Annotated in this window: 19 protein-coding genes and 1 pseudogene; 4 read left to right on the top strand and 16 right to left on the bottom strand. The window is 71.4% G+C overall.

Annotated elements, in window-relative coordinates:
- Positions 1–16 precede the first annotated feature (16 nt).
- Positions 17–496 (bottom strand): GNAT family N-acetyltransferase, encoded by a 480-nt coding sequence (locus OIE69_RS13955; protein ID WP_326572279.1) that lies wholly within the window; start codon positions 494–496, stop codon positions 17–19.
- Between the two features lie 69 nt (positions 497–565).
- Between OIE69_RS13955 and OIE69_RS13960 the strand changes: the two genes are divergently transcribed.
- The gene (locus tag OIE69_RS13960) at positions 566–1399 is read left to right on the top strand and encodes an MOSC domain-containing protein (protein ID WP_326572280.1); all 834 of its coding nucleotides are present in this window, start codon (positions 566–568) and stop codon (positions 1397–1399) included.
- Positions 1400–1469: 70 nt separating this feature from the next.
- Here the strand turns inward: OIE69_RS13960 and OIE69_RS13965 are convergent, their stop codons facing one another.
- The 7 genes from OIE69_RS13965 to ureA all read right to left on the bottom strand — a co-directional run bounded on the left by OIE69_RS13965 (position 1470) and on the right by ureA (position 8876).
- Complete coding sequence (locus OIE69_RS13965) at positions 1470–1976, bottom strand: hypothetical protein (protein ID WP_326572281.1); 507 nt, start codon at positions 1974–1976, stop codon at positions 1470–1472.
- Positions 1977–2115: 139 nt separating this feature from the next.
- Complete coding sequence (locus OIE69_RS13970; RefSeq protein WP_326572282.1) at positions 2116–2430, bottom strand: hypothetical protein; 315 nt, start codon at positions 2428–2430, stop codon at positions 2116–2118.
- A gap of 399 nt (positions 2431–2829) precedes the next feature.
- A complete protein-coding gene (cimA, locus tag OIE69_RS13975) occupies positions 2830–4434 on the bottom strand; it encodes a citramalate synthase (protein ID WP_326572283.1) in 1605 nt (534 codons plus the stop codon).
- 375 nt (positions 4435–4809) lie between these two features.
- Positions 4810–5424: a TetR/AcrR family transcriptional regulator gene (locus tag OIE69_RS13980; RefSeq protein ID WP_326572284.1), complete on the bottom strand. Its 615-nt coding sequence runs from the start codon at positions 5422–5424 to the stop codon at positions 4810–4812.
- A 25-nt stretch (positions 5425–5449) separates the two neighbouring features.
- On the bottom strand, positions 5450–6493 hold the full coding sequence (locus OIE69_RS13985; RefSeq protein WP_326572285.1) for an agmatine deiminase family protein: 1044 nt from the start codon (positions 6491–6493) through the stop codon (positions 5450–5452).
- 14 nt (positions 6494–6507) lie between these two features.
- Positions 6508–8196, bottom strand: a complete 1689-nt coding sequence (locus OIE69_RS13990; RefSeq protein ID WP_326572286.1) for an urease subunit alpha — start codon at positions 8194–8196, stop codon at positions 6508–6510.
- Positions 8193–8876, bottom strand: coding sequence for an urease subunit gamma (gene ureA / locus OIE69_RS13995; protein WP_326572287.1), 684 nt, complete (start codon positions 8874–8876; stop codon positions 8193–8195). The genes OIE69_RS13990 and ureA overlap by 4 nt, the downstream gene beginning before the upstream one ends.
- 155 nt (positions 8877–9031) lie before the next feature.
- Here ureA and OIE69_RS14000 point away from each other — a divergent pair.
- Positions 9032–9976 (top strand): annotated as a pseudogene (locus OIE69_RS14000) (cytosine permease).
- 98 nt (positions 9977–10074) lie between these two features.
- Here OIE69_RS14000 and OIE69_RS14005 read toward each other — a convergent pair.
- From OIE69_RS14005 to OIE69_RS14020, 4 genes are all read right to left on the bottom strand, one after another.
- Positions 10075–11163, bottom strand: a complete 1089-nt coding sequence (locus OIE69_RS14005; protein ID WP_326572288.1) for a branched-chain amino acid aminotransferase — start codon at positions 11161–11163, stop codon at positions 10075–10077.
- Between the two features lie 208 nt (positions 11164–11371).
- Positions 11372–12409, bottom strand: a complete 1038-nt coding sequence (locus OIE69_RS14010) for a 3-isopropylmalate dehydrogenase (RefSeq protein WP_326572289.1) — start codon at positions 12407–12409, stop codon at positions 11372–11374.
- Positions 12410–13388: 979 nt separating this feature from the next.
- A complete protein-coding gene (gene pruA, locus OIE69_RS14015; protein WP_326572290.1) occupies positions 13389–15029 on the bottom strand; it encodes an L-glutamate gamma-semialdehyde dehydrogenase in 1641 nt (546 codons plus the stop codon).
- Between the two features lie 35 nt (positions 15030–15064).
- Positions 15065–15994, bottom strand: a complete 930-nt coding sequence (locus tag OIE69_RS14020; protein ID WP_089225011.1) for a proline dehydrogenase family protein — start codon at positions 15992–15994, stop codon at positions 15065–15067.
- Positions 15995–16136: 142 nt separating this feature from the next.
- On the opposite strand from OIE69_RS14020, the gene OIE69_RS14025 reads away from it, so the two are divergent.
- Positions 16137–17324 carry a PucR family transcriptional regulator gene (locus OIE69_RS14025; protein ID WP_326572291.1) on the top strand — a complete coding sequence of 396 codons (1188 nt, stop codon included), beginning with the start codon at positions 16137–16139 and terminating at the stop codon, positions 17322–17324.
- A gap of 154 nt (positions 17325–17478) precedes the next feature.
- A complete protein-coding gene (locus OIE69_RS14030; protein WP_326572292.1) occupies positions 17479–18786 on the top strand; it encodes a glycosyltransferase 87 family protein in 1308 nt (435 codons plus the stop codon).
- Here the strand turns inward: OIE69_RS14030 and serA are convergent.
- The 4 genes from serA to OIE69_RS14050 all read right to left on the bottom strand — a co-directional run bounded on the left by serA (position 18770) and on the right by OIE69_RS14050 (position 24126).
- Complete coding sequence (gene serA / locus OIE69_RS14035) at positions 18770–20359, bottom strand: phosphoglycerate dehydrogenase (RefSeq protein WP_326572293.1); 1590 nt, start codon at positions 20357–20359, stop codon at positions 18770–18772. The genes OIE69_RS14030 and serA overlap by 17 nt on opposite strands.
- Before the next feature lie 253 nt (positions 20360–20612).
- Positions 20613–21611 carry a ketol-acid reductoisomerase gene (ilvC, locus tag OIE69_RS14040; RefSeq protein WP_326572294.1) on the bottom strand — a complete coding sequence of 333 codons (999 nt, stop codon included), beginning with the start codon at positions 21609–21611 and terminating at the stop codon, positions 20613–20615.
- Positions 21612–21688: 77 nt separating this feature from the next.
- Positions 21689–22216: an acetolactate synthase small subunit gene (gene ilvN / locus OIE69_RS14045; protein ID WP_018563397.1), complete on the bottom strand. Its 528-nt coding sequence runs from the start codon at positions 22214–22216 to the stop codon at positions 21689–21691.
- Positions 22217–22248: 32 nt separating this feature from the next.
- Positions 22249–24126, bottom strand: a complete 1878-nt coding sequence (locus OIE69_RS14050; protein ID WP_326572295.1) for an acetolactate synthase large subunit — start codon at positions 24124–24126, stop codon at positions 22249–22251.
- Between the last annotated feature and the right edge of the window lie 80 nt (positions 24127–24206).

The raw sequence follows: 24206 nt of genomic DNA on the forward strand, positions 1-24206 counted from the left end.
GTACGTGTGCCGTTGGTCACCGGCCGGCCACCGGCGGCAGACGGTAGGTCAGATCCGGCTCGCCCTCCTCGTTCGCGGTGCTCCCGCTGCCGGGGACGGCCCGGAAGCCGTGCCGTTCGTAGAACGCGCGTGCCGCGGTGTTGCGCCGGAAGACGTGCAACGACAGTGGGCCGTCCGGGTGGTGGCGCACGACCTCGTCGAGCAGTCGGCTGCCGATGCCGCGTCCGCGCACGTCGGGCCGCAGGTAGAGGTGCTCCAGCCAGTCGCCCCCGAGTGCGGCGAAGCCGACCGCGGCACCGGTCCCGGTCTCCTCCGCGAGCCACACCCCGCACTGCTCCAGGACGACGTTCGCGACCCACCACCGGGTCTCCTCGTCGCTGTGCAGCCGGGGCAGCCAGGGCATGGCGGCCTCCCGGGAGGCCAGGAAGACCGCGGTGATCGCGTCCGCGTCCGCGGCCCGCGCGGGTCTGATCCGTGGCGTCGTGTCGTCGGTCACGCGATGACCGTACGCCGGGCACGGGAGCGTGATCGAATGGGTTTCTCCGCCCCTGGAAGGACGAGCCCCATGACCGCCGCGACCGTGCACTCGCTGACCCGCTACCCCGTCAAGGGCTGCGCCGGCGTGCCCCTGGCCGGCTCGGCCGTCACCGCGACCGGTCTGGTCCACGACCGTACGTTCATGGTGGTCGACGCGGCCGACGGATCCTTCCGCAGCCAGCGGACGCTCCCGCGGATGGCGGTCGTGCGCGCGGACGTCACCGACGACGGCAAGCACCTGTCGCTGTCGGCGCCCGGGGCCGGGGAGCTGACGCTGGAGGTGGCGTACGAGGGGCCGCCGCGCGAGGTCGCCCTGTTCGACCGGCCGCTGGGGCCGGCGGTCGACCAGGGCGAGGAGGCCGCGCACTGGTTCTCCGATGCGCTGGGTGCGCCCTCGCGCCTGGTGCGGGTCCGTCCGGGCTTCGACCGGGACGGCTGGGGCGAGCATCCGGGCAAGGTCAACTTCGCCGACGCGCACGCCCTTTCCGTGGCCTCGCTGGCCTCGCTCGACGACCTCAACCGGCGCATCGCCGAGCGCGGCGGCGCACCCGTGCCCGTGGACCGCTTCCGCCCCAACATCGTGGTCGCCGGCTGGAGCGAGCCCCACACCGAGGACCGGGTGCGTCTCATGGACGTCGGCACCGCCCGCCTCGGCTACTCCGTGCGCGCGATGCGCTGCTCCGTGCCGCTGGTCGACCAGGCGACCGGCCGTACCGCCGGTCCCGAGCCGGTGCGCAGCCTGGCCGGCTACCGGCGGGAGCCGGAGTACGGCAACAAGGTGAGCTTCGCGATGAAGGCGGCCGTGCTCCGGCCGGGCACGATCGCGGTGGGCGACCCGGTGGAGGTCCGGGCCTGGGCGTGAGCGTCGTCAGGGTGCGGGACCGCCCGCGGCACGGCCGGGACCGTGCCGCGGGCGGCTCGCCGGGCACGGATCAGCAGCCGCCGCAGTTGTAGTACAGGACGTCCCAGTGGTTGCCCTCGTCGGCGTAGATGTTGCCCGAGCCGGAGCGGTACTGGGGGGCGCCGTCACCGCGCAGGCCGATGTAGGTGAAGACGCTGTGGATGTAGTTGGTGACGCAGCTGTTCTTGCCGTAGTCGAGCTTGTAGCCGTTCCAGTGCGAGTAGGTGCCGCTCGCGTGACCGGTCTCGGTGCCGCCGGTGATGTTCAGGGCGCAGCCGGTGGCGCCCTTCAGGGTCACCGCGCCCTGGGCGGTCGGCTGGTTGAGCTGGTCGAAGGACGTGCAGGTCGCGTTGTTGCGGTTGGAGCAGCCGCCTGACGAGGACCAGGTGATCCCGGCGTTGCGGAACATCGTCGTGGCCTGGGCGTGCGTCAGTTTCGTGACGGCGTAGGCGTCGTGGGACGCGGTGAGGCCGACGCCCGGGGCGAACAGCACTCCGAGCGCGAGAACGAGCGCGCTCAGGAGAGAGCGGAACTTCATGGGGGATTCCTCCTGCTGGGGACCGTGCTTCCGGTGGGGCGGCGGTGCAGGTGGAGCAGGTGGAGCAGGAGGAGTGTGCCCGGTGTTCTACGCGCGTATGCACGGCACTTGAGACGCACGCCGCGCGGATCTCCGGGTTTTAGTTGTCGCAGTTGGCGTTGTAGCCGATGTTGTAGCCGTTGGTGTAGCCCGACTTGTACTTCGAGTTCGTGGTCTGCGGACTGTAGGAGTCGTAGTACGAGCAGGAGTTTCCGTCGAAGCGTCCGTCGAGAAGCCCGGCGTTGTAACCCTGCTGGTACTTCGGGTCGTTCTTGGTGGGAGACTGCTGCGCGGACGCCGTCGCGTGGTGCGCCGTGTCCGCGGACGCCGTTGCCGGTACCGCCGACGAGAACGCCAGCGCCGCGGCCGCGACGAGGGGGCTTGCCAGCAATGCGATGCTTCGCTTGGCGCGCATGAATTTCTTCTTCCCTGGAATCTGGTACGCGCGGATGGTGCGCTCGACCCGGCCGGGGGCGCATGGAAGACATGCGGAGCGGGCCCGGAGAGCGAAATCTTCAACGCGATGCGCCGGGCACCACAACAGCCGGTCGATTCCGGCTGCGGACGCCACCTGACCTGCGGATCAAGTCATCCCATGTCGACGACGCCGACAATTCGACCGTAACGACCCGGGCGCCGGGTGTCCACTCATGGACGCTTGCTCTTCTTGGACGGATCAATCAGCCGGAATTACCGGGGTGGGAATTCCGGTGCCTACGGCAATTATTCCGGCGCGGCCGCCGTGTTGCGTGACCGACGCCTTTTCGGCGCGGCGGACGCGGGTGATTGCGCCGTGTCCGCCGCGCCGGGCCCTTCAGTCGTTCCGACGCGGCTCCACGCCGGCGCGCAGCAGCCCGTACGCGTAGGCGTCCTCCAGTGCCTGCCAGGAGGCGGCGATGACGTTCTCGCCGACGCCGACGGTGGACCATTCGCAGCTGCCGTCGGAGGTGGAGACCAGCACCCGGGTGATGGACTCCGTGCCGTGCTTGCCCTCCAGGATGCGGACCTTGTAGTCCACCAACTCCAGCTTCGCCAGCTGCGGGTAGGTCCGCTCCAGTGCGACGCGCAGCGCGCGGTCCAGCGCGTTGACCGGGCCGTTGCCCTCGGCGGTGGCGACGATGCGCTGGCCGTCGGCCCACACCTTGACCGTCGCCTCGTTGGCGTGCGTGCCGTCGGGGCGGTCCTCGACGATGGCGCGCCAGGACTCGACCCGGAAGTAGCGCAGCGGCCTGCCCTCCACCTCCTCGCGCAGCAGGAGTTCGAAGGAGGCGTCGGCAGCCTCGTAGGTGTAGCCCGCGAGTTCGCGCTCCTTGACGCGCTCCACGACGCGGCCGACGAGCTCGCGGTCGTCGCCGAGGTCGATGCCGAGTTCCTTGCCCTTGAGCTCCACCGAGGCACGGCCCGCCATGTCGGAGACCAGCATGCGCATGGTGTTGCCGACGAGTTCCGGGTCGATGTGCTGGTAGAGGTCGGGGTCGACCTTGATCGCGGAGGCGTGCAGCCCCGCCTTGTGGGCGAAGGCCGAGATTCCCACGTACGGCTGGTGGGTGGAGGGCGTGAGGTTGACGACCTCGGCGATGGCGTGCGAGATGCGGGTCATCTCGGCGAGGGAGCCGGCGGGCAGGACCTTGCGGCCGTACTTGAGCTCCAGCGCCGCCACGACCGGGAAGAGGTTGGCGTTGCCGACCCGCTCGCCGTAGCCGTTGGCGGTGCACTGGACGTGGGTGGCGCCCGCGTCGACGGCGGCGAGGGTGTTGGCGACGGCGCAGCCGGTGTCGTCCTGGGCGTGGATCCCCAGGCGGGCGCCGGTGTCGGCGAGCACGGTGCGGACGACGGCGGTGATCTGGGCCGGGAGCATCCCGCCGTTGGTGTCGCAGAGGACGACGACGTCGGCGCCGGCCTCGTGGGCGGCGCGCACGACCTCCTTGGCGTACCCCGGGTTGGCCCTGTAGCCGTCGAAGAAGTGCTCGCAGTCGACGAAGACCCGGCGGCCCTGGGAACGCAGGTGGGAGACGGTGTCCCGGACCATCTCCAGGTTCTCCTCGAGCGTGGTGCGCAGGGCCAGCTCGACATGCCGGTCATGGGACTTGGCGACCAACGTGATCACCGGGGCTCCCGACTCCAGCAGCGCCCTGACCTGCGGGTCCTCTGCGGCGTTGCCGCCGGCGCGGCGCGTGGCGCCGAACGCCACCAATTCGGCGTGCCGCAGGTCCAGCTCGGCGGCGGCACGGGCGAAGAACTCGGTGTCGCGCGGGTTGGCGCCCGGCCAGCCGCCCTCGATGAAGCCCACCCCGAAGTCGTCCAGGTGCCGGGCGATCGTCAGCTTGTCGGCGACGGTGAGGTTGATGCCCTCGCGCTGCGCGCCGTCGCGCAGCGTGGTGTCGAAGACGTGGAAGCTGTCGTCCAGTACGGCCGTCATGGTTCGTTCCAACTCCTGTCGGGTGAGTGGTTCCGGAAGACCGGGCTCCACTTGCCCCCATCATCCCTCGCGCTGCGCCGCCTCCGGCGCGGGTGGGCCGGGAAACGAAAAAACCTCTCGCGGGTGCGAGAGGTCTGCGCGCGGGTCTGGGACACGGTGTTCGCTTCCGCGATGGTCTGCGGTTCGGCGATCACTGAGGACCGGCGCGCCTGCTGCCGATAATCATGGCGAACGAGGACACATCGGCAGTCTGCCACAGGACCCGCGGACGTGGGACACGGTCTCAGGATGCGGGCACCCGGTCGGCAGCGGGCCGGAACGGCCGCGTCCGGTCCCGCCTCGGGCAGCCGCGCCACCCCGGCCGTGAGCCCTCCGTCAGCCCGCGGGGGCCGGGGAGAGAGCGTCGTCCAGGAACTCCTTGACGTGCTCCAGGGTCTGCCTGCGGTCCGTCCCCGGCAGCCCGATGACCAGGGGCACCCCGAAGCCGTCCAGCAGCGCCCGCAGCCGCACCGTGAAGCGCTCGGGGTCCAGGGGCCGGAAGTCGCCGCGCGAGATGCCCTCGGCGAGCAGGGCGACCAGGTCGCGGTGCCAGACCAGTTCGAGATCGAGCTGGCGGCGCAGCACGTCCTCGGCGGCCGTCGTCCTGTTCCAGATCTCGGACCAGAGCGTCCAGCGCGGGTCGCGGCGCCCGTCGGGAAGGTAGAGGTCGATCACGGCGTCGAGCCGTTCCCGGGGGGCGGCGGGGCCGCCCAGCACCCGCCGGCGCTCGGCGGCGAGCTGCTCCTCGCTCCATTCGAGGGTCTGCAGCAGCAGCTCGTCCTTGCTGCCGAAGTAGTAGAGGACGTGGCCGCTGCTCATGCCGACCTGCCGGCCGAGGCCCGCGATGGTCAGCTCGGCGAGCCCGCGCTCGGCGATGGTCGCCATGGCGGCGGCCATCACGTCCTCGCGCGGCTGCTTGAGCCGCCGCCGCGGGCGGGCGGGTCCGGTCACTGTTCCTCCGGAGGTGGTGGGGCGGTCACACCTGGGGCTGCTGCTGGGTGATGCAATGAATACCACCACCGTGGGCGAAGATCGTACGAGCGTCCACCAGCACCACTTCCCGGTCCGGGAAGAGCCGCTCGAAGACCGCCTTGTTGACCTCGTCGGCGGGGTCGTCGAAGGCGCACAGGACCACGGCGCCGTTGCAGAGGTAGTGGTTGACGTAGGAGTGGTCGACCAGCTCGCCGTCCACCTCCCGGACCTGCGGCGCCGGCAGCTCCACGACCTCCAGCGCCCGGCCCCGGGCGTCGGTGGCGGCCCGCAGCAGGGACGCGACCTCCCGGGAGACGGCGTGGTCGGGGTGGGCCGGGTCCTGCTGGCTGTGGACGGCGACCACGCCGGGACGGACGAAGGCCGCCACGATGTCGACGTGCCCGCGGGTGCCGAAGCGCCCGTAGTCGGCGGTGAGACCGCGGGGCAGCCAGATCGCCTTTCGGGTGCCGAGGAAGGCGTGGACCTCGGCCTCCGCCCGCTCCCTCGTCCAGCCCGGGTTGCGGCCCGGGTCGAGCTGCACGGTCTCGGTGAGCAGCACGGTGCCCTCGCCGTCGACATGGATGCCGCCGCCCTCGTTGACGAAGGACGTGGCGTAGCGGGCGGCGCCGGCCCGCCCGGCGACGAAGGCGCCGATCTCCGCGTCGTGCCCCCAGGCCGCCCATTCCTGGGCGCCCCAGCCGTTGAACGTCCAGTCGGCGGCCGCGAGGCGGCCGCCGCCGGTCAGGAAGGTCGGGCCCATGTCACGCATCCAGGCGTCGTTCAGCGGCGCCTCGGCGACCGTGACGTCCGCGCCGCCGGAGCCGAGCAGCTCCCGGGCGCCCGCCGCGTCCTCGGGCCGGGCCACGACGGTCACCGGCTCGAAGCGGGCCACTGTCAGGGCCACCGCGGCCCAGGCGGTGCGGGACTCGGCGAGGTCGTCCGCGCCGTCGAAGGTGACGCTGGGCGACGGCCACGCCATCCAGGTACGGGTGTGCGGGGCCCACTCGGGCGGCATGGTGTAGCCGTCGGCGGCGGGGGTGCTGGGCATGGCGCTGGTCCTTGTCACAAGAAGTAGAGACGGCTGAGCGACACCTGCTCCGCGGGCTCGGAGCGCAGCGGGTCGCCGTCGAGGGTCACCAGGCCCGTCGTGCCCTCCACGTCCACCTGCCCGGTACGGGAGTTGAGGACGAGGTCGGCCGGACCGATGCCGCGGGTGCCGCGCACGGCGACCCGACGGCGCCGGGTGGGCATCCGGTCGTGCTCCAGTTCCAGTGCGGGGCGGGCAACGAACGCCACGGACAGGTCGGCGGCGGTGGCGCCGTGGGCCCCGAACAGCGGGCCGAGGACGAGCGGTTCGCAGGTGTCGGTGGCGGCGTTGGGGTCGCCGGTGACCCCGTACGCGGGGAAGCCGGACTTGAGCACCATCTGCGGCTTGGCGCCGAAGTACTGCGGCCGCCACAGCACGATGTCGGCGAGCTTGCCGACCTCGATCGAGCCGATCTCGTGGGCGAGGCCGTGGGCGATCGCCGGGTTGATGGTGAGCTTGGCGACGTAGCGCAGCACGCGGGTGTTGTCGTCGTCGGGGCCGTCGCCCTCCAGGGGACCGCGCTCGGCCTTCATCTTCCCGGCCATGGCGAAGGTGCGGCGCACGGTCTCGCCGGCGCGGCCCATGCCCTGGGCGTCGGAGGAGGTGATGCCGATCGCGCCCAGGTCGTGCAGTACGTCCTCGGCGCCCATCGTGCCGGCACGGATGCGGTCGCGGGCCATGGCCGCGTCGCCCGGCAGGTCGGGCTTGAGGTCGTGGACGGAGACGATCATCCCGTAGTGCTCGCCGACCGCGTCCCGGCCGAAGGGCAGGGTGGGGTTGGTCGAGGAGCCGATGACGTTGGGCACGCCCGCCATCTTCAAAACGTTGGGCACGTGCCCGCCGCCGCAGCCCTCGATGTGGAAGGCGTGGATCGTACGGCCGTCCAGCACGCGCAGGGTGTCCTCCACGGACAGGCACTCGTTCAGGCCGTCGCTGTGCAGGGCGACCTGGACGTCGTGCTCCTCGGCGACGCGCAGCGCGGTGTCCAGGGCGCGGGTGTGGGCGCCCATGTCCTCGTGGACCTTGAAGCCGCACGCCCCGCCCTCGGCGAGCGCCTCGACCAGCGGCGCCGGGTCGGAGGACGAACCGCGCCCGAGGAAGCCGATGTTGACGGGCCAGGCGTCGAAGGCGTTGAACGCGTGGCGCAGCGCCCAGGGCGAGTTGACGCCGACGCCCCAGACAGGCCCGAACTCCTGACCGATGATCGTCGTGACCCCGGAGGCGAGCGAGGCCTCCATGATGCGCGGGGACAGCAGGTGGACATGGGTGTCCACGGCTCCGGCGGTGGCGATCAGCCCCTCGCCGGACACGATGGAGGTGCCCGTGCCGACCACCACGTCCACCCCGTCGAGGGTGTCGGGGTTGCCTGCCCGGCCGATGGCGTGGATGCGGCCCTCGCGGATGCCGACGGACACCTTGCGGATGCCGACGGCCGCGTCGATGACCAGTACGTTGCTGATCACCACGTCGCAGGTCTCGCGGACGGCGGCGGCCTTGAGCGCCAGCCCGTCGCGGGCGGTCTTGCCGAATCCGGCGAGGAACTCGTCCCCGGGCCGCTGGGAGTCCGACTCGACGCGGACCACCAGGCCCGAGTCCCCCAGCCTGACCCGGTCCCCGGCACGCGGTCCGTGCACGGCGGCGTACTCGTAGGGGTCGATGCTCATCGCCGCGCTCCCAGGTATCCGCAGGCGGCGGCCCGCCGCAGTGCCTCCGCCTTCGCGCCGGGCGCGTCGAGCGGGCCGTCGACGAGCCCGGCGAAACCGATCACCACGCGGTCGCCACCGATCGGGACGAGCCCGACCTCCCGCTCCTCCCCCGGCCCGAAGCGCACGGAGGAGCCTGCCGGGACGTTCAGGCGCATGCCGTACGCCGCCGAACGGTCGAAGTCCAGCCGGGGGTTGGCCTCGAAGAAGTGGAAGTGCGAGGTCACGCTCACCGGTACGGAGGCGGTGTTGCGCACGGCCACCACCGCCTCCGGGGACCGCTCGGGGAGAGCCGGGCCGGGCAGCACGGCGCCGGGGGCCTGCGGCCCCAGCGAGCCCCCGCCGATCGGGTCCGGGACGACGGCCAGCCGCGAGCCGTCGTCGAAGACGGCCTCCACGTGGACCTCGGTGACGACGTCCGCCACGCCGGGCAGCACGTCCTCGGGACCGAGCACGGCACGGCCGGCCTCGACGGCCTCCGCGAGGCGCGCGCCGTCCCGCGCGGCCTCGCAGACCGCGTCGGCGATCAGTGCGGTGGCCTCGGGGACGTTCAGCCGCAGCCCGCGCGCCCGGCGCGCCCGGGCCAGCTCCGCGGCGCCGAACAGCAGCAGCCGGTCGCGCTCGGTCGGGGTGAGCCTCACGTCTCGACACCTCCCACATCGGCCTCCCACATCGATCAACGATTTGAGCATCACTCTAAACCTGAAAGCCACTCATGGGAAGTATTGGTGTCGGAACGCTGCCAGATGAAATTGAGTGGCGTTCTAACTTTCCCGGCACGGCAAGGGAGCCCGCCATGCAGATCGAACAACGCGGAGTGGACACCGTGCTGGGCTCCGACCTCGCGCTGGGCGTGATCGTCTTCGGCCGGCTCCCCGTCTCGTTCGGTCTCGGCCGGTGGGCCTCCTTCACCTCCCTGCTCGTGGGCACCGTGGCCGGCACGGTGCTGGTTCGCCCCGCTCGCGCTGGTCTCGCTGCGTACGGCCACCAACCTGTCCACGAGCGGCGGCGTGCACGTCGGCGTGCGCGGCAGGCTGCTCGGCTCGGTCATCGGGCTGCTGCTGTCGCTGGGCTGCACCGCGCTGACCCTCTGGTTCGGCGGCGACGCCGTCGTCGGCTGCCTCGACCGGCTCGTCGGGCTCACGGCCGGCGGCCGGAGCCACGCCGTGGTCCACGCCCTGCTCGCGGCCTGCACCGCCACGTCCGCGGTCTTCGGCTACCGGATGCTGCTGCGACTCAGCCGCGCCCTGTCCGTAGGGCTGACGGCGCTGCTGGTGATCGGGGTCGTCGCGTACGCGGGGGACTTCACCACGGCCGCGCCCGCCGGCACGGAGTACCTGCTCGGCGGCTTCTGGCCGACCTGGCTGCTCGCCACGGTCTCGGCGGGCCTGAGCGGGCGATCGCGTTCATCACCCTGCTGGGCGACTGCACGCGCTCCATATCGCCGCGCCGCTTCTCCCAGCCGCGGGTCTTCCGGGGCGGCCGCGGCGGTCCGTACTGGTACCGCGGCGGCTGGAACGTGCAGGCCGCGGTCGCCTGGGCGGCGGGGTCGGGCATCGGGCTGCCCTGCGTCGACACCCCGGCGTACAGCGGGCCCCTGCTGCCCGTGACCGGAGGGATCGACCTCAGCTTCCTGATATCGGGCGGCGCCACGGCCGCGGTGTACCTGGTGCTCCACGCGGGCCGTCCGCACCCCGTGCCGCCGGCGCGGACTCCGGAACGGATCGCCGTCACCGTGTGAGACGGTCCGCTCCCCGCCCGGCCCGGCCGTCGCGCGGGCAGGGGTGCGGCGCCGCCCGGGCCCTGCCCCGGGCGGCGCCGTACGGGGACCGCGGGCGGTCAGCCGCCCAGGGGGTGCATCCAGCCGTGGGTGTCGGGGGACTGACCGGTCTGGATGTCGAGCAGCGCCTTGCGCAGTTTCATGGTGACCTCGCCGGACCGGCCGTCGCCGACGGTCCAGTCCGCGCGGGTGGACTTCACCGAACCGACCGGCGTGATGACCGCCGCGGTGCCGCAGGCGAAGACCTCGGTCAGCGATCCGTCCGCGTTGCCGTTCTTCCAGTCGTCCACGGAGATACGGCCCTCGCCGACCTCGTAGCCGAGGTCGGCGGCGATGCGCAGCAGCGATGCGCGGGTGATGCCGGGGAGGAGGGAGCCGGTGAGCTCGGGGGTGACGATCCTGTCCCCGTACACGAAGTACAGGTTCATGCCGCCCATCTCCTCGATCCAGCGGCGCTCGATCGCGTCGAGCCACACGACCTGGTCGCAGCCGTGCTCGATGGCCTGGGCCTGCGCGACGAGGGACGCGGCGTAGTTACCGCCGGCCTTCGCGGCGCCGGTGCCGCCGGGCGCGGCACGGACGTACTCCTCGGAGAGCCAGACGGAGACGGGCTTGACGCCACTGGGGAAGTAGGCACCCGCCGGGGAGGCGATGACCATGAACAGGTACTCGTTGGCCGGCTTGACGCCGAGGCCGACCTCGGTGGCGAACATGAACGGACGCAGGTAGAGGGACTGCTCGCCCTGGCTGGGCACCCACTCCTTGTCCTGGCTGACGAGCGCGTCGACGGCGGCGATGAAGGTCTCGACGGGCAGCTCAGGCATGGCCAGGCGGCGGGCGGAGGCCTGGAAGCGCTCGGCGTTGGCCTCGGGACGGAAGGTGGCGACGGACCCGTCGGGCTGACGGTAGGCCTTGAGCCCCTCGAAGATCGTCTGCGCGTAGTGCAGCGTCATGTTCGCGGGGTCGATGGAGAGCGGCGCGTACGGCACGAGCTCCGCGTCGTGCCAGCCGCGGCCCTCGGTCCACCGGATCGTCACCATGTGGTCGGTGAAGTGGCGGCCGAAGCCGGGGCTGGCGAGGATCGCCTCGCGCTGCGCGTGGGGCAGCGGGTGCGAGGAGGGCTTGAGCTCGATCGTGGGCGTCGTCATGTGTGGTGTCCTTCGCGTCAGGGTCAGGGCGGACCGCACCCGACGTCCTCAGCTGCTAGGACGTCCGAGTTTCCCCTCGCACAGCGGCCCCACCGCCGATTATCGCAGCGGTGGGGCCGAGGACATACATGCGCGGCCCGGGAGGTGGAGGTCAGTCGTGGTGCGGTCGCTGACCGGCCGGGCCGACTGGCGGAGGCTTGCCCGGCGGTCAGCCGGCTACTCGCGCGGCGAGCGCGTCGCCGATCTCGGAGGTGCTGCGTGTCGCGGAACGCTCGGCGAGGTCCGCGGCGACCGCGGCCTCGATCCGCTCGGCCTCGGCGGTGTACCCGAGGTGCCGCAGCAGCATGCCGACCGAGAGCACGGTGGCGGTGGGATCGGCCTTGCCCTGGCCGGCGATGTCCGGGGCGGAGCCGTGCACCGGCTCGAACATCGACGGGAACTCGCCGCCCGGGTTGATGTTGCCGCTGGCGGCGAGGCCGATGCCACCGGTCACGGCGGCGGCCAGGTCGGTGAGGATGTCACCGAAGAGGTTGTCGGTGACGATCACGTCGAAGCGCTCGGGCTGGGTGACGAAGAAGATCGTCGCCGCGTCCACGTGCAGGTAGTCGGTGGCGACCTCGGGGTACTCCTCGCCGACCCTGTCGAAGATGTTCTTCCACAGGTGGCCCGCGTGCACGAGGACGTTGTTCTTGTGGACCAGCGTCAGCTTCCTGCGGGGGCGCGCCTGGGCGCGGGCGTAGGCGTCGCGCACCACGCGCTCGATGCCGAACGCCGTGTTGAGGCTGACCTCGGTGGCCACCTCGTGCGGCGTACCGGTGCGCAGGGAACCGCCGTTGCCGACGTAGGGGCCCTCGGTGCCCTCGCGGACGACGACGAAGTCGATGTCCGGCTCACCGGCCAGCGGACCCTTCACTCCCGGGAAGAGCCGGGAGGGCCGCAGGTTGACGTGGTGGTCGAAGGCGAAACGGAGCTTCAGCAGCAGGCCGCGCTCCAGGACGCCGGAGGGCACCGAAGGGTCGCCGACCGCGCCCAGCAGGATGGCGTCGTGCGCCTTGAGCTGCTCCAGCTCCGCGTCCGGCAGGGTCTCGCCGGTCTCGTGCCAGCGCTTGGCGCCGAGGCTGTACTCCTTGGTCTCCAGCTTCACGTCCTGCGGAAGGACGGCGGACAGGACCTTCAGGCCCTCTGCCACCACTTCCTGGCCGATTCCGTCACCGGGGATCACTGCGAGACTGATGCTGCGAGACATGGCGAGAACCCTACTCTCCCGTCCAGGGAATGACACGTGATGTCCGCATGGCGGACGTGGTGCGTGCCCGCCGGGCGCTGTTGACCCGTCTGACCGTGCCGAGTTGGCGGCGGAGGTGAATTCCCTGTCCACGGACACTCCACGGATGGGCATCGACGAGCACCTCGCCGGCAGCGCACCGATGCGGTGCGCCGCGACGCCGTCGGCAGGGCCGTCCCCGTCGGGGCGACCACGGACCCCGAGTGGGACGGCACCGTCCACGTCACGGCGGGCGGCGCGGGGAAGACCCTGTACGCCTTCCCCGTGCCGGAAGCCACGAAGGGCACGTCAAGGACCTGGACAGCATGGACACCCATCGCTGGGTGAAGGGTGCCCACAAGGCCACGGAGACCGTGGAATGGTCACGCGTCCGCTACACGGGCCCGGGCCACTCGTTCCTGTCCGTGGAGTCGCGGCCCGCGCCGTCCGGCAGGACGGCAGGACGGCACGGCTGGTCGTCTCGGCACTCGCCGAGAACGGCAGACGGATCGATCACTTCACCATCGCGCGCACGGCCAGGTAGGCCAGGCGCCGCAGACGGCTGATCCGGCGGGGCACGAGGGGGCCGCTCATCGCGGCTCGTGGCCCGTCGAGCCGCCGTTGTCACGGCGGTCCAGGGCGCGCTGGAGGGCTTCGGCGGCGTTCTTGCGGGCGGTCTCGTCCATGGTGAACAGCTCCCGGAGAAGAAGAGGAGGGTTGTGTCGCCATAGAACGGGGCGGGGAGCGGCGCTGCAGGGGGTGACCTGCCAGAGGTGCGCGGCTGTCCGCCGGTCGCTGGTGGAGCGAGACGTTCGGCTTCTACAAAGCTAGGACAGCTCGGCCGATCTGTCTCCACAATTACTCGGACTTCCTACTATCTGAGACGGCGAAGGCCCGGCACCCCACGGAATCGGGGGTACCGGGCCCTGCCCCTTGCGGGCTCGTCCGGGTGACGCGGAGGTCAGCCCATGTGCGGGTAGCGGTAGTCGGTGGGGGGCACCAGGGCCTCCTTGATCGACCGCGTCGACGTCCAGCGCAGGAGGTTCTGCGCGGCACCCGCCTTGTCGTTGGTGCCGGAGGCACGACCGCCGCCGAACGGCTGCTGGCCGACCACGGCGCCGGTGGACTTGTCGTTGATGTAGAAGTTGCCCGCGGCGAAGCGCAGCCTGTCCATGACGTGCGCGACGGCGGCGCGGTCACGGGAGACGATCGAGCCGGTCAGCGCGTACGCGGCGACCGATTCCATCTGGGTGAGCATCGCCTCGAAGGCGCCCTCGTCGGCGTCGTCGTAGACGTGGACGCCGAGGACCGGGCCGAAGTACTCCTCGCGGAAGATCTCGTTCTCCGGGTCGGAGGAGACCAGCACGGTCGGCCGGACGAAGTAGCCGACGCCGTCGTCGTAGGTGCCGCCGGCGACGACCTCGACGGTCGGGTCGGCCTTGGCGCGGTCGATGGCGGCCTTGTTCTTCGCGAAGGCGCGCTCGTCGATCACCGCGCCGATGAAGTTCGACAGGTCGGTGACGTCACCCATGGTGAGGCCGTCGACCTCCGCCGCGAACTCCTCCTTGAAGCCGTTCTCCCACAGCGAGCGCGGGATGTAGGCGCGGGAGGTCGCGGAGCACTTCTGGCCCTGGTACTCGAAGGCGCCGCGGGTCAGCGCGGTCTTCAGCACCGCCGGGTCGGCCGACGGGTGGGCGACGACGAAGTCCTTGCCGCCGGTCTCGCCGACGATCCGCGGGTAGGAGCGGTACTTGTCGATGTTGTTGCCGACCGTCTTCCACAGGTGCTGGAAGGTCCGGGTGGAACCGGTGAAGTGGATGCCGGCCAGGTCCGGGTGCTCCAGGGCGACCTCGGAGACGGCGATGCCGTCGCCGGTGACCAGGTTGATGACGCCCTTGGGCAGCCCGGCCTCCTCCAGCAGCTCCATCAGCAGCACGGCGGCGTGCGTCTGGGTCGGGGACGGCTTCCACACCACGGCGTTGCCCATCAGGGCCGGAGCGGTCGGCAGGTTGCCGGCGATCGCGGTGAAGTTGAAGGGCGTGATCGCGTAGACGAAGCCCTCGAGCGGGCGGTGGTCGAGGCGGTTCCACACACCCGGGGAGTTGGCGATCGGCTGCTCGGCCAGGATCTGCCGGGCGAAGTGCACGTTGAAGCGCCAGAAGTCGACCAGCTCGCAGGGGCTGTCGATCTCGGCCTGCTGCGCGGTCTTGGACTGGCCGAGCATCGTCGAGGCGGCGATCGTCTCGCGCCAGGGGCCGGCCAGCAGGTCGGCGGCGCGCAGGATGATGGCGGCGCGGTCGTCGAAGGACATGGCGCGCCAGGCCGGGGCGGCGGCCAGTGCGGCCTCGACGGCGTCGCGGGCGTCGTCCTGGGTGGCGTTGGCGTAGGTGCCCAGGCGGGCGCCGTGGTTGTGCGGCTGTACGACGTCGAAGCGCTCGCCGCCGCCCATCCGCCGCACGCCGCCGATGGTCATCGGCAGCTCGACGGGGTTCCCGGCCAGCTCCTTCAGCTTCGCCTCCAGCCGGGCCCGCTCCGGGCTCCCCGGGGCGTAGGAGTGCACCGGCTCGTTCACCGGGGCGGGGACCTGGGTCACAGCGTCCATGGAAGACATCTCCTTGTGTCCTTGTGGGGTCGTGGTCAGCGGGTGGGGAGGAAGGACCGCAGGAAGAAGGCCAGGTTCGCCGGCCGCTCCGCGAGACGCCGCATGAAGTACCCGTACCAGTCTGCGCCGTACGGGACGTAGATGCGCATGCGCTCGCCCTCTTCGGCCAGCCGCCGCTGCTCGGCGGTGCGGATGCCGTACAGCATCTGGAACTCGTACGAGCCCTGCTTGCGGCCGTGGCGGTGGGCGAGCTCCTGGCCGATGGAGATCAGCCGCGGGTCGTGGGACCCGATCATCGGGTAGCCCTCGCCCGCCATCAGGATCTTCAGGCAGCGCACATAGGCGCGGTCGACCTCGGCCTTGTCCTGGTGGGCCACATTGGCGGGCTCCTTGTAGGCGCCCTTGACCAGGCGCACGCGGGAGCCGGCGACGGCGAGGTTGCGGGCGTCCTCCTCGGTGCGGAAGAGGTACGACTGCAGGACGGCGCCGGTGCCGGGGTGACGCAGGCGCAGGTCGTCGAGGATCGCGAGGGTGGAGTCGACCGTGGTGTGGTCCTCCATGTCGAGCGTGACCGTGGTGCCGATCTCGCTCGCCAGGTCGGCGACGGGACGGACGTTCTCCAGCGCGATGTCGTGGCCGCCGGCCGGCAGGGCCTGCCCGAAGGCCGACAGCTTGACGGAGACCTCGGCGCGGGTGCCCAGGCCCTCGGCCTTCAGTGCCTCCAGCAGCCGCAGGTAGGCGTCGCGGGTGGCGAGCGCGGTCGCCTTGTCGGTGACGTCCTCACCCAGGTGGTCGAGCGTGACCTCCAGGCCGGAGGCGGTCAGCGACCGCACGGTGTCCATGGCGGGCGCCAGCTCGTCACCCGCGATGAAGCGGTTCACCACGGGGCGGGTGATCGGCGCGCCCGCGACGACGCGGCGCATACGGTCGCTGCGCGAGGCGGCGAGCAGCACGGGACCGAGCACGGTCTCCTCCTGGTTGAAGGGCTGCCCAGGGGGCAGGCAGCGTCGCCGTGAAATCTAGGATTCACCTACCCCGCCCGCCATCGACAGCTGTCACGCATCCGATCGGCATCGCTCATACAGATGTATGAGGGAGAATGGCGGCGTGCGTGGTGACTACCAGGAGCTTGTCGACGAGGTCTCGGCGCTGCTCGGCGCCCCGGCGACCCTGGAGGACCGCGACTTCCGGCTGATCGCCTTCGGCGCGCACGACAGCGACGACGACGGCGCCATGGACCCGGTGCGCACCCGGTCGATCCTCACCCGCCGCTCCACCGCCGAGGTCCGCTCCTGGTTCGAGCGCTTCGGCATCGCCCGCGCCACGGCCCCGGTCCGCATCCCGGCCGCGCCCGACGCCGGGGTCTTCCGGCCCCGCCTGTGCCTGCCGGTGCGGCACGGCGGCGTCGTGCACGGTTACGTGTGGCTGCTGGACACCAGCGGGCACACCGACGCCCAGCTGGCCGCCGCCATGGCGGTCGCCGCCCGTATCGGCGCGCTGCTGGCCGCCGAGTCCCGCGCGGGCGCCGACGCCGGCCGCGCGCTGGGCGACCTCCTCGGCTCCGCCCCCGGGCCCGGCCGAACGGCCGCCCGTGAGGCGCTGCGGGCGGCACTCGGCCCGGACGCGGACGAGGCCCACGCGATGGTGTGCGTCCTGCCCTGGCCGGGCGGCGAGGACGGCGACGCGCCGGGACCGCGCAGCGTGCCGGGCGCCGCCGCGCTGTGCGTGGTGCCGCCACAGGAAAGCACGATCGACACGCACCGGGAGCCCCCGGTCGCGGCGCTCGCCGCCCTGGTACGGCTGCGCTCGGCGACGACGTCGGGGCCGGCGCTCACCGCGGCCGCACGGCTGATGGAGGGCAACGGCAGGGCGGTGGAGCCGAGCGCGCGGGCCGGGATCAGCACCCCCCGCCAGGGGCTCGCGGAACTGCCCGCGGCATGGCACGAGGCCGTCTCCGCGGCCCGCGCCGCCCGCGCCCAGCCGCGGCTCGGTCGCACCGCGGAGTGGGACGCCATCGGCCCCTACCGGATGCTGGCCGCGCTGCCCGCCGGGGCGGTGGATCCGGCGGTGCGTCCACTGCTCGACCCCTCGCACTCCGACCTCGCACATACCGCCGAGGTGTACCTCGACCGTGCGGGACAGGCCGGGCGCGCCGCCGCTGAGCTACGGATACACCGGCAGACGCTCTACTACCGGCTGTCCCGCATCGAGCGGCTGACCGGCCTCGACCTGGACGACGGGGAGGACCGGCTGTTGCTCCACATAGCCCTCAAGACGGCCGGGCTCGGGGACTGAAGGGACTGTTGCCGACCCGAGGGGGCACAAGTAACGTGACGCGAGGCTCGGGCCGACAGGGCCCAGGGGGGCTTGATCGACACGCGTAGGACGTGGGCGAACCGCGCGTCCGGCGCGGACACCGCGGATGGCGAAACAAGGGGATCGGGAGCCGGTGACTCATTCCACGGACGCCCACGGACGCGAACGCCCAGCGCTGTGGAGGACGCCGCCGACCGTCCCCGGCAGACCCCGCGCCGACCGCCGACTGCTCCTCGCCGGGCTGCTGCTCGTCGTGTCGCTGGCCGCCTTCACCGCGCTGTGCCTGTCGATGCCCGTGCCCATGGCCGACATGCAGGTCTACCGCGCCGAGGGCGCGGCCGCCGTCGACGGCAGCGACCTGTACGGCTTCACCGTCACCGAGTGGAACCTCCCGGCGACCTACCCGCCGTTCGCCGCGCTGCTGTTCGTGCCGACGACGTGGCTGCCCGTACCGCTGCTGAAGCTGGCCTTCATGGGCGGCAACCTGCTGCTGCTCGGGCTGCTCGCATACCTGTCCTGCCGGGCGACGGGATGGCCGCGCGCCCGCGGTTCGCGCTGGGTGGTGGTGCTCCTGGCCATGGCCCTCGGGCTGTGGCTGGAGCCCGTCTTCCAGACGATGCTCTACGGCCAGATCAACCTGCTGCTCGCGGTGCTGGTGCTGTGGGACCTGAGCAGGCCGGACGGCGCACGCGGCAAGGGCATCGCGATCGGCGTGGCGGCGGGTATCAAGCTCACCCCCGCGATCTTCGCCGTCTACCTGCTGCTGACCGGCCGGCGGAAGGAAGCCGCGGTCGCCGCCGCCGGGTTCGCCGGGACCACACTGCTGGGGGCGCTCGCGCTGCCCGGCGCGACGGTCGACTACTGGACCCGCTGCCTCTTCGACACCAACCGCATCGGCAAGGTCTGGATCGTCGACAACCAGTCGCTGCAGGGCTTCGCCGCCCGAGTGCTGCACACCGCCCACCCCGGTGCGGTGTGGGCGGTCGCCGCGCTCGTGGTGGCCTGCGCGGGGCTCGCGGTCTCGGTGCGGATGGGCCGGCTGGGCCGGGAGGCCTGGGGCGTGGTGTGCTGCGCGGTGACGGCGCTGCTCATCACGCCGATCAGCTGGTCGCACCACTGGGTGTGGTGCGTGCCGATGCTGATCCTGCTCGCCGCCGAGGCGCCGCGCTGGGCGCTGCGGGTGGCGGCGGTGGTCTTCCTGGCGCGCACCCTGTGGATCGTGCCTAAGGCCGGTGACCTGGATCTGCACCTGGCGTGGTGGCTGCAGCCCTTCGCCTCTCCGTACCCCGTGCTGGGCCTGGTCTTCCTCGCGGCGGTGGCGCTGCGCTTCCGGCCCGGCTCCCCCGCGACGGCGACGCTGACGGCGAAGGGGCGGCCGACCCGGATCGCCCGGGTCGGCCGCCCCCAGCGGAGCGAACCGGCCGTCAGCCCTCGAGATTGACCGCGCGGGCCGAGGTCGCGCCGATCTCCTCGGCGATCTCGGCCAGCACCGGGGCGGGGATGGCGGTGTCGACGGTGAGCGCGACCAGCGCCTCGCCGCCGGCCTGGTCACGCGCGACCTGCATGCCCGCGATGTTGATGCCGGCGTCGCCCAGGATGCGGCCGACGGTGCCGACGACACCGGGGCGGTCGATGTAGCGCAGGAAGCCCATGTGCTCCGCGAAGACCAGGTCCACGTCGTCGTCGCCGACGGCGACGATCTTCTGGATGTGCTTGGGACCCGCCAGCGTGCCGGAGACGGACACCTCGGTGCCGTCCGAGAGGGTGCCGCGCACGGTGACCAGGTTGCGGTGGTCGGGCGACTCGCTGCTGGTGGTGAGGCGGACCTCGACGCCGCGCTCCTGCGCGAAGAGCGGGGCGTTGACGTAGCTGACGGTCTCGTCGACGACGTCCTCGAAGACGCCCTTGAGGGCGGAGAGCTCCAGCACCTTCACGTCGTGCTGGGTGATCTCGCCGCGTACCTCCACGTCGAGGCGGACCGCCACCTCGCCCGCGAGGGCGGTGAAGATCCGCCCGAGCTTCTCGGCGAGCGGCAGGCCGGGGCGGACGTCCTCGGCGATGACCCCGCCCTGGACGTTGACCGCGTCCGGCACCAGCTCACCGGCGAGGGCGAGGCGCACCGAACGGGCGACGGAGATGCCCGCCTTCTCCTGGGCCTCGTCCGTGGAGGCGCCCAGGTGCGGGGTGGCCACCACGTTGTCGAACTGGAAGAGCGGGGAGTCCGTGCAGGGCTCCTTGGCGTACACGTCCACGCCCGCGCCGCCGACCCGTCCCTCCTTGAGCGCGGCGAACAGCGCCTCCTCGTCCACGATGCCGCCGCGCGCGGCGTTGACGATGCGGACGTGCGGCTTGACCTTGCGCAGCGCCTCCTCGCCGATGAGGCCGACCGTCTCCGGGGTCTTGGGGAGGTGCACCGTGATGAAGTCGGAGACCTGCAGCAGCTCGTCGAGGCTGAGGATCTTCACACCCATCTGGGCGGCGCGCGCGGGCTGGATGTAGGGGTCGTACGCGACGATCTTCATCCCGAAGGCCGACATGCGCTGGGCCACCAGGGCGCCGATGCGGCCGAGGCCGACCACGCCGAGGGTCTTCTCGGCGAGCTCGACGCCGGTGTACTTGTTGCGCTTCCACTCGCCCTGCTTCAGCGCCGCGTTCGCCGGGGCGATGTTGCGGGCGACGGAGATCAGCAGACCGCAGGCGAGTTCGGCGGCGGTGACGATGTTGGAGGTCGGGGCGTTGACCACCATGACGCCGGCCTTGGTGGCGGCGGAGACGTCCACGTTGTCCAGGCCGACGCCCGCGCGGGCCACGACCTTCAGCTTGGAGGCGGCGGCGACGGCCTCGGCGTCGACCTTGGTGGCGCTGCGGATCAGGATGGCGTCGACATCGGTGATCGCGCTCAGGAGTTCGGCTCGGTCGGCGCCGTTGCAGTGACGGATCTCGAAGTCCGGACCGAGGGCGTCGACGGTGGCAGGCGACAGCTCTTCAGCGATGAGTACGACGGGGTTGCTCACGTGAGTCCTCACTAGTCCCTGGTCTACGGCCGCGTCCCGACGGCCGAAGGCGGTGGAGAGGGATGGCATGCCGCGTGGAAGACGCACGACGCTGTGAGCCTGACGCGCTTGTTAGTGGAGTGTATCGGCGGCGGGCCCGGCATCCTGCGCCAACGTGGAAGGATCACCCGCACGAGGGTGTACGGCGTGGCCAAAGCGGCAGGTCCCGGGGGCGCGGCGCCCCCGGGACCGTGCAGACCGCGGTGCGGAGGACTTACGCCTCCTCGTCCACCCAGCTCATGAGCTTGCGCAGCTTCTTGCCGGTGGTCTCCAGCAGGTGGTTCTCGTCGGCCTTCTTGTACTCGTTGTACCTCGGCAGGCCGGCGTTGTACTCGGCGATCCAGTTGTTGGCGAAGGAGCCGTCCTGGATCTCCGCGAGGACCTTCTTCATCTCGGCCTTGGTGGCGTCGGTGATGATGCGGGGACCGGTGACGTAGTCGCCCCACTCGGCGGTCTCGGAGATGGACCAGCGCATCTTCTCCAGACCGCCCTCGTACATGAGGTCCACGATGAGCTTCAGCTCGTGCAGGCACTCGAAGTACGCGATCTCCGGCTGGTAGCCGGCCTCGGTCAGGGTCTCGAAACCGGCCTTGACCAGCGCCGCCGTACCACCGCAGAGCACCGCCTGCTCACCGAACAGGTCGGTCTCGGTCTCCTCGGTGAAGGTCGTCTTGATGACACCCGCACGGGTGCCGCCGATGGCCTTGGCGTAGGACAGCGCGAGCGCGAAGCCGTTCCCGGTCGAGTCCTGCTCGACGGCCGCGATGCACGGGACGCCGCGCCCCTCCTCGTACTGACGGCGCACCAGGTGGCCCGGGCCCTTGGGGGCGACCATGCACACGTCGACGCCGGCCGGGGGCTTGATGAAGCCGTAGCGGATGTTCAGGCCGTGTCCGAAGAACAGCGCGTCGCCGTCCTTCAGGTTGTCCTTGACGGACTCCTCGTAGACCCGCGCCTGGATCGGGTCCGGGACCAGGATCATGATGACGTCGGCCTCGGCCGCGGCCTCGGCGGGGGTGACCACGCGGAGACCCTGCTCCTCGGCCTTCGCCTTGGACTTGGAGCCCTCGTGCAGGCCGACGCGCACGTCGACACCCGAGTCGCGCAGCGACAGCGCGTGCGCGTGCCCCTGGCTCCCGTAGCCGATGACCGCGACCTTGCGGCCCTGGATGATGGACAGGTCGGCGTCGTCGTCGTAGAACAGCTCGGCCACTTCGGGTCTCTCCTTGGGGATCTGGGGGGTTGCCCACACACTACGTCCGCGGGCCGGGATCAAGTCTGGCGGTCTCGCTATGCGGTCCGGTCGAGGGCGCGCAGAGAGCGGTCGGTGATCGAGCGTGCACCCCGGCCGATCGCGATCGTGCCGGACTGGACGAGTTCCTTGATGCCGAAGGGCTCCAGCATCTTCAGCATGGCCTCGAGCTTGTCGGCGCCGCCGGTGGCCTCGATGGTGACCGCCTCGGGCGAGACGTCCACGGTCTTGGCGCGGAACAGCTGGACGATCTCCACGATCTGGGACCGGGACTCGTTGTCGGCACGCACCTTCACCAGGACCAGCTCGCGCTGGACGGCGGCGGACGGCTCCAGCTCCACGATCTTCAGGACGTTCACCAGCTTGTTGAGCTGCTTGGTGACCTGCTCCAGCGGGAGGTCCTCGATCACGTTCACCACGATGGTGATGCGGGAGATGTCGGCGTGCTCGGTGGTGCCCACGGCGAGGGAGTCGATGTTGAAGCCGCGGCGGGAGAACAGGGCGGTGATCCTGGCCAGGACACCGGGCTTGTTCTCCACCAGGACGGAGAGCGTGTGCTTGGACATGTCGCGTCGTTCCTCTGCTTCTCTCTCGGTCCTCAGTCGTCCGCGGCGTCGCCGAAGTCGGGGCGGACGTCGCGGGCGGCCATGATCTCGTCGTTGGAGGTGCCGGCGGCGACCATCGGCCACACCATGGCGTCCTCGTGGACGATGAAGTCCACGACGACCGGGCGGTCGTTGATGGCGTTGGCCTTCTCGATGATCTCGTCCAGCTCGTCGGGGGACTCGCAGCGCAGACCGACGCAGCCCATGGCCTCCGACAGCTTCACGAAGTCCGGGACGCGGGTGCCGACCGGCGGGGTCTCGCTGACGCCCTGGTGGGAGCCGCGGCCCGCGTTGGTCTCACCGGCGTGCAGGACGGTGTTGGAGTAGCGCTCGTTGTAGAAGAGCGACTGCCACTGCCGGACCATGCCGAGGGCGCCGTTGTTGATGATGGCGACCTTGATCGGGATGTTGTTCAGCGCGCAGGTGACCAGCTCCTGGTTGGTCATCTGGAAGCAGCCGTCGCCGTCGATCGCCCACACGGTCGTGCCGGGCCGGCCGGCCTTGGCGCCCATGGCGGCGGGGACGGCGTAGCCCATCGTCCCGGCGCCGCCGGAGTTGAACCAGGTGTTGGGCCGCTCGAAGGAGATGAACTGCGAGGCCCACATCTGGTGCTGTCCGACGCCCGCCGCGAAGAGGGTGCCCTCCGGGGCCAGCTCGCCGATACGCTGGATGACCTGCTGCGGGGACAGACTGCCGTTCGCGGGCAGGTCGTAGCCGAGCGGGTAGGTGTCGCGCAGGCCGCCCAGCAGCTTCCACCAGTCGGTGTAGTCGCCGCGCCGGCCCGCGTCGTGGTCGGCCTGGACGGCGACGATCAGGTCGGCGACGACCTCACGGGCGTCGCCGACGATCGGCACGTCGGCCACGCGGTTCTTGGAGATCTCGGCCGGGTCGATGTCGGCGTGCACGATCTTGGCGAACGGGGCGAAGGAGTCGAGCTTGCCGGTGACGCGGTCGTCGAAGCGGGCACCGAGGGCGACGATCAGGTCGGCCTTCTGCAGCGCCGCGACGGCGGAGACCGAGCCGTGCATGCCGGGCATGCCGACGTGCTGGGGGTGGCTGTCGGGGAAGGCGCCCAGCGCCATCAGGGTGGTGGTGACCGGGGCCCCGGTCAGCTCGGCCAGGATGCGCAGCTCTCCGGTGGCACGGGCCTTGAGGACGCCGCCGCCGACGTACAGCACGGGGCGCTTGGCCTCGTTGATGAGCCGGGCGGCCTCGCGGATCTGCTTGGCGTGCGGCTTGGTGACCGGGCGGTAGCCGGGCAGGTCGGTGACGGGCGGCCAGGAGAACGTGGTCTGCGACTGCAGGGCGTCCTTGGCGATGTCGACCAGGACCGGCCCGGGGCGGCCGGTGGACGCGATGTGGAAGGCCTCGGCGATGGTGCGGGGGATCTCGTCCGCGTCGGTGACGAGGAAGTTGTGCTTGGTGATCGGCATCGTGATGCCGCAGATGTCCGCCTCCTGGAAGGCGTCGGTGCCGATCGCCTTGGAGGCCACCTGACCGGTGATGGCGACGATGGGGACCGAGTCCATGTGGGCGTCCGCGATCGGGGTGACCAGGTTGGTCGCACCCGGGCCCGAGGTCGCCATACAGACGCCGACCTTGCCCGTGGCCTGCGCGTAGCCGGTGGCGGCGTGACCGGCCCCCTGCTCGTGCCGGACGAGGACGTGGCGCACCTTCGAGGAGTCCATGAGCGGGTCGTACGCGGGAAGGATCGCACCACCCGGGATACCGAACACGGTGTCGGCGCCGACCGCCTCGAGAGAGCGGATGAGGGACTGGGCGCCCGTGACGCGCTCGGCGGGAGTGGGCTGCGGCGCGGCGCCGCGGGCCCGCGGCTGCGGGTGGTGGGCCCCGGTGGCCTGCTCGGTCATCTGGTTCTCATCTCTCAGGAGTTTGAGGGTGGAGAGGGCGGTATGTCTGGATCCCAGGCAACAAAAAACCCCTCGTGCCG

Source organism: Actinacidiphila glaucinigra (assembly GCF_035918135.1).
In the GTDB taxonomy this organism is placed as follows: Bacteria; Actinomycetota; Actinomycetes; order Streptomycetales; family Streptomycetaceae; genus Actinacidiphila; species Actinacidiphila glaucinigra.

Bases quoted from the DNA above. Each gene is read 5' to 3' on its own strand.
- cimA (WP_326572283.1), bottom strand. From the start codon at position 4,434: ATGACGGCCGTACTGGACGACAGCTTCCACGTCTTCGACACCACGCTG.
- OIE69_RS14050 (WP_326572295.1), bottom strand. From the start codon at position 24,126: ATGACCGAGCAGGCCACCGGGGCCCACCACCCGCAGCCGCGGGCCCGC.
- OIE69_RS14005 (WP_326572288.1), bottom strand. From the start codon at position 11,163: ATGACGACGCCCACGATCGAGCTCAAGCCCTCCTCGCACCCGCTGCCC.
- OIE69_RS13990 (WP_326572286.1), bottom strand. From the start codon at position 8,196: ATGAGCATCGACCCCTACGAGTACGCCGCCGTGCACGGACCGCGTGCC.
- pruA (WP_326572290.1), bottom strand. From the start codon at position 15,029: ATGGACGCTGTGACCCAGGTCCCCGCCCCGGTGAACGAGCCGGTGCAC.
- ilvN (WP_018563397.1), bottom strand. From the start codon at position 22,216: ATGTCCAAGCACACGCTCTCCGTCCTGGTGGAGAACAAGCCCGGTGTC.
- OIE69_RS13985 (WP_326572285.1), bottom strand. From the start codon at position 6,493: ATGCCCAGCACCCCCGCCGCCGACGGCTACACCATGCCGCCCGAGTGG.
- OIE69_RS13965 (WP_326572281.1), bottom strand. From the start codon at position 1,976: ATGAAGTTCCGCTCTCTCCTGAGCGCGCTCGTTCTCGCGCTCGGAGTG.
- OIE69_RS13960 (WP_326572280.1), top strand. From the start codon at position 566: ATGACCGCCGCGACCGTGCACTCGCTGACCCGCTACCCCGTCAAGGGC.
- OIE69_RS14010 (WP_326572289.1), bottom strand. From the start codon at position 12,409: ATGTCTCGCAGCATCAGTCTCGCAGTGATCCCCGGTGACGGAATCGGC.
- OIE69_RS13970 (WP_326572282.1), bottom strand. From the start codon at position 2,430: ATGCGCGCCAAGCGAAGCATCGCATTGCTGGCAAGCCCCCTCGTCGCG.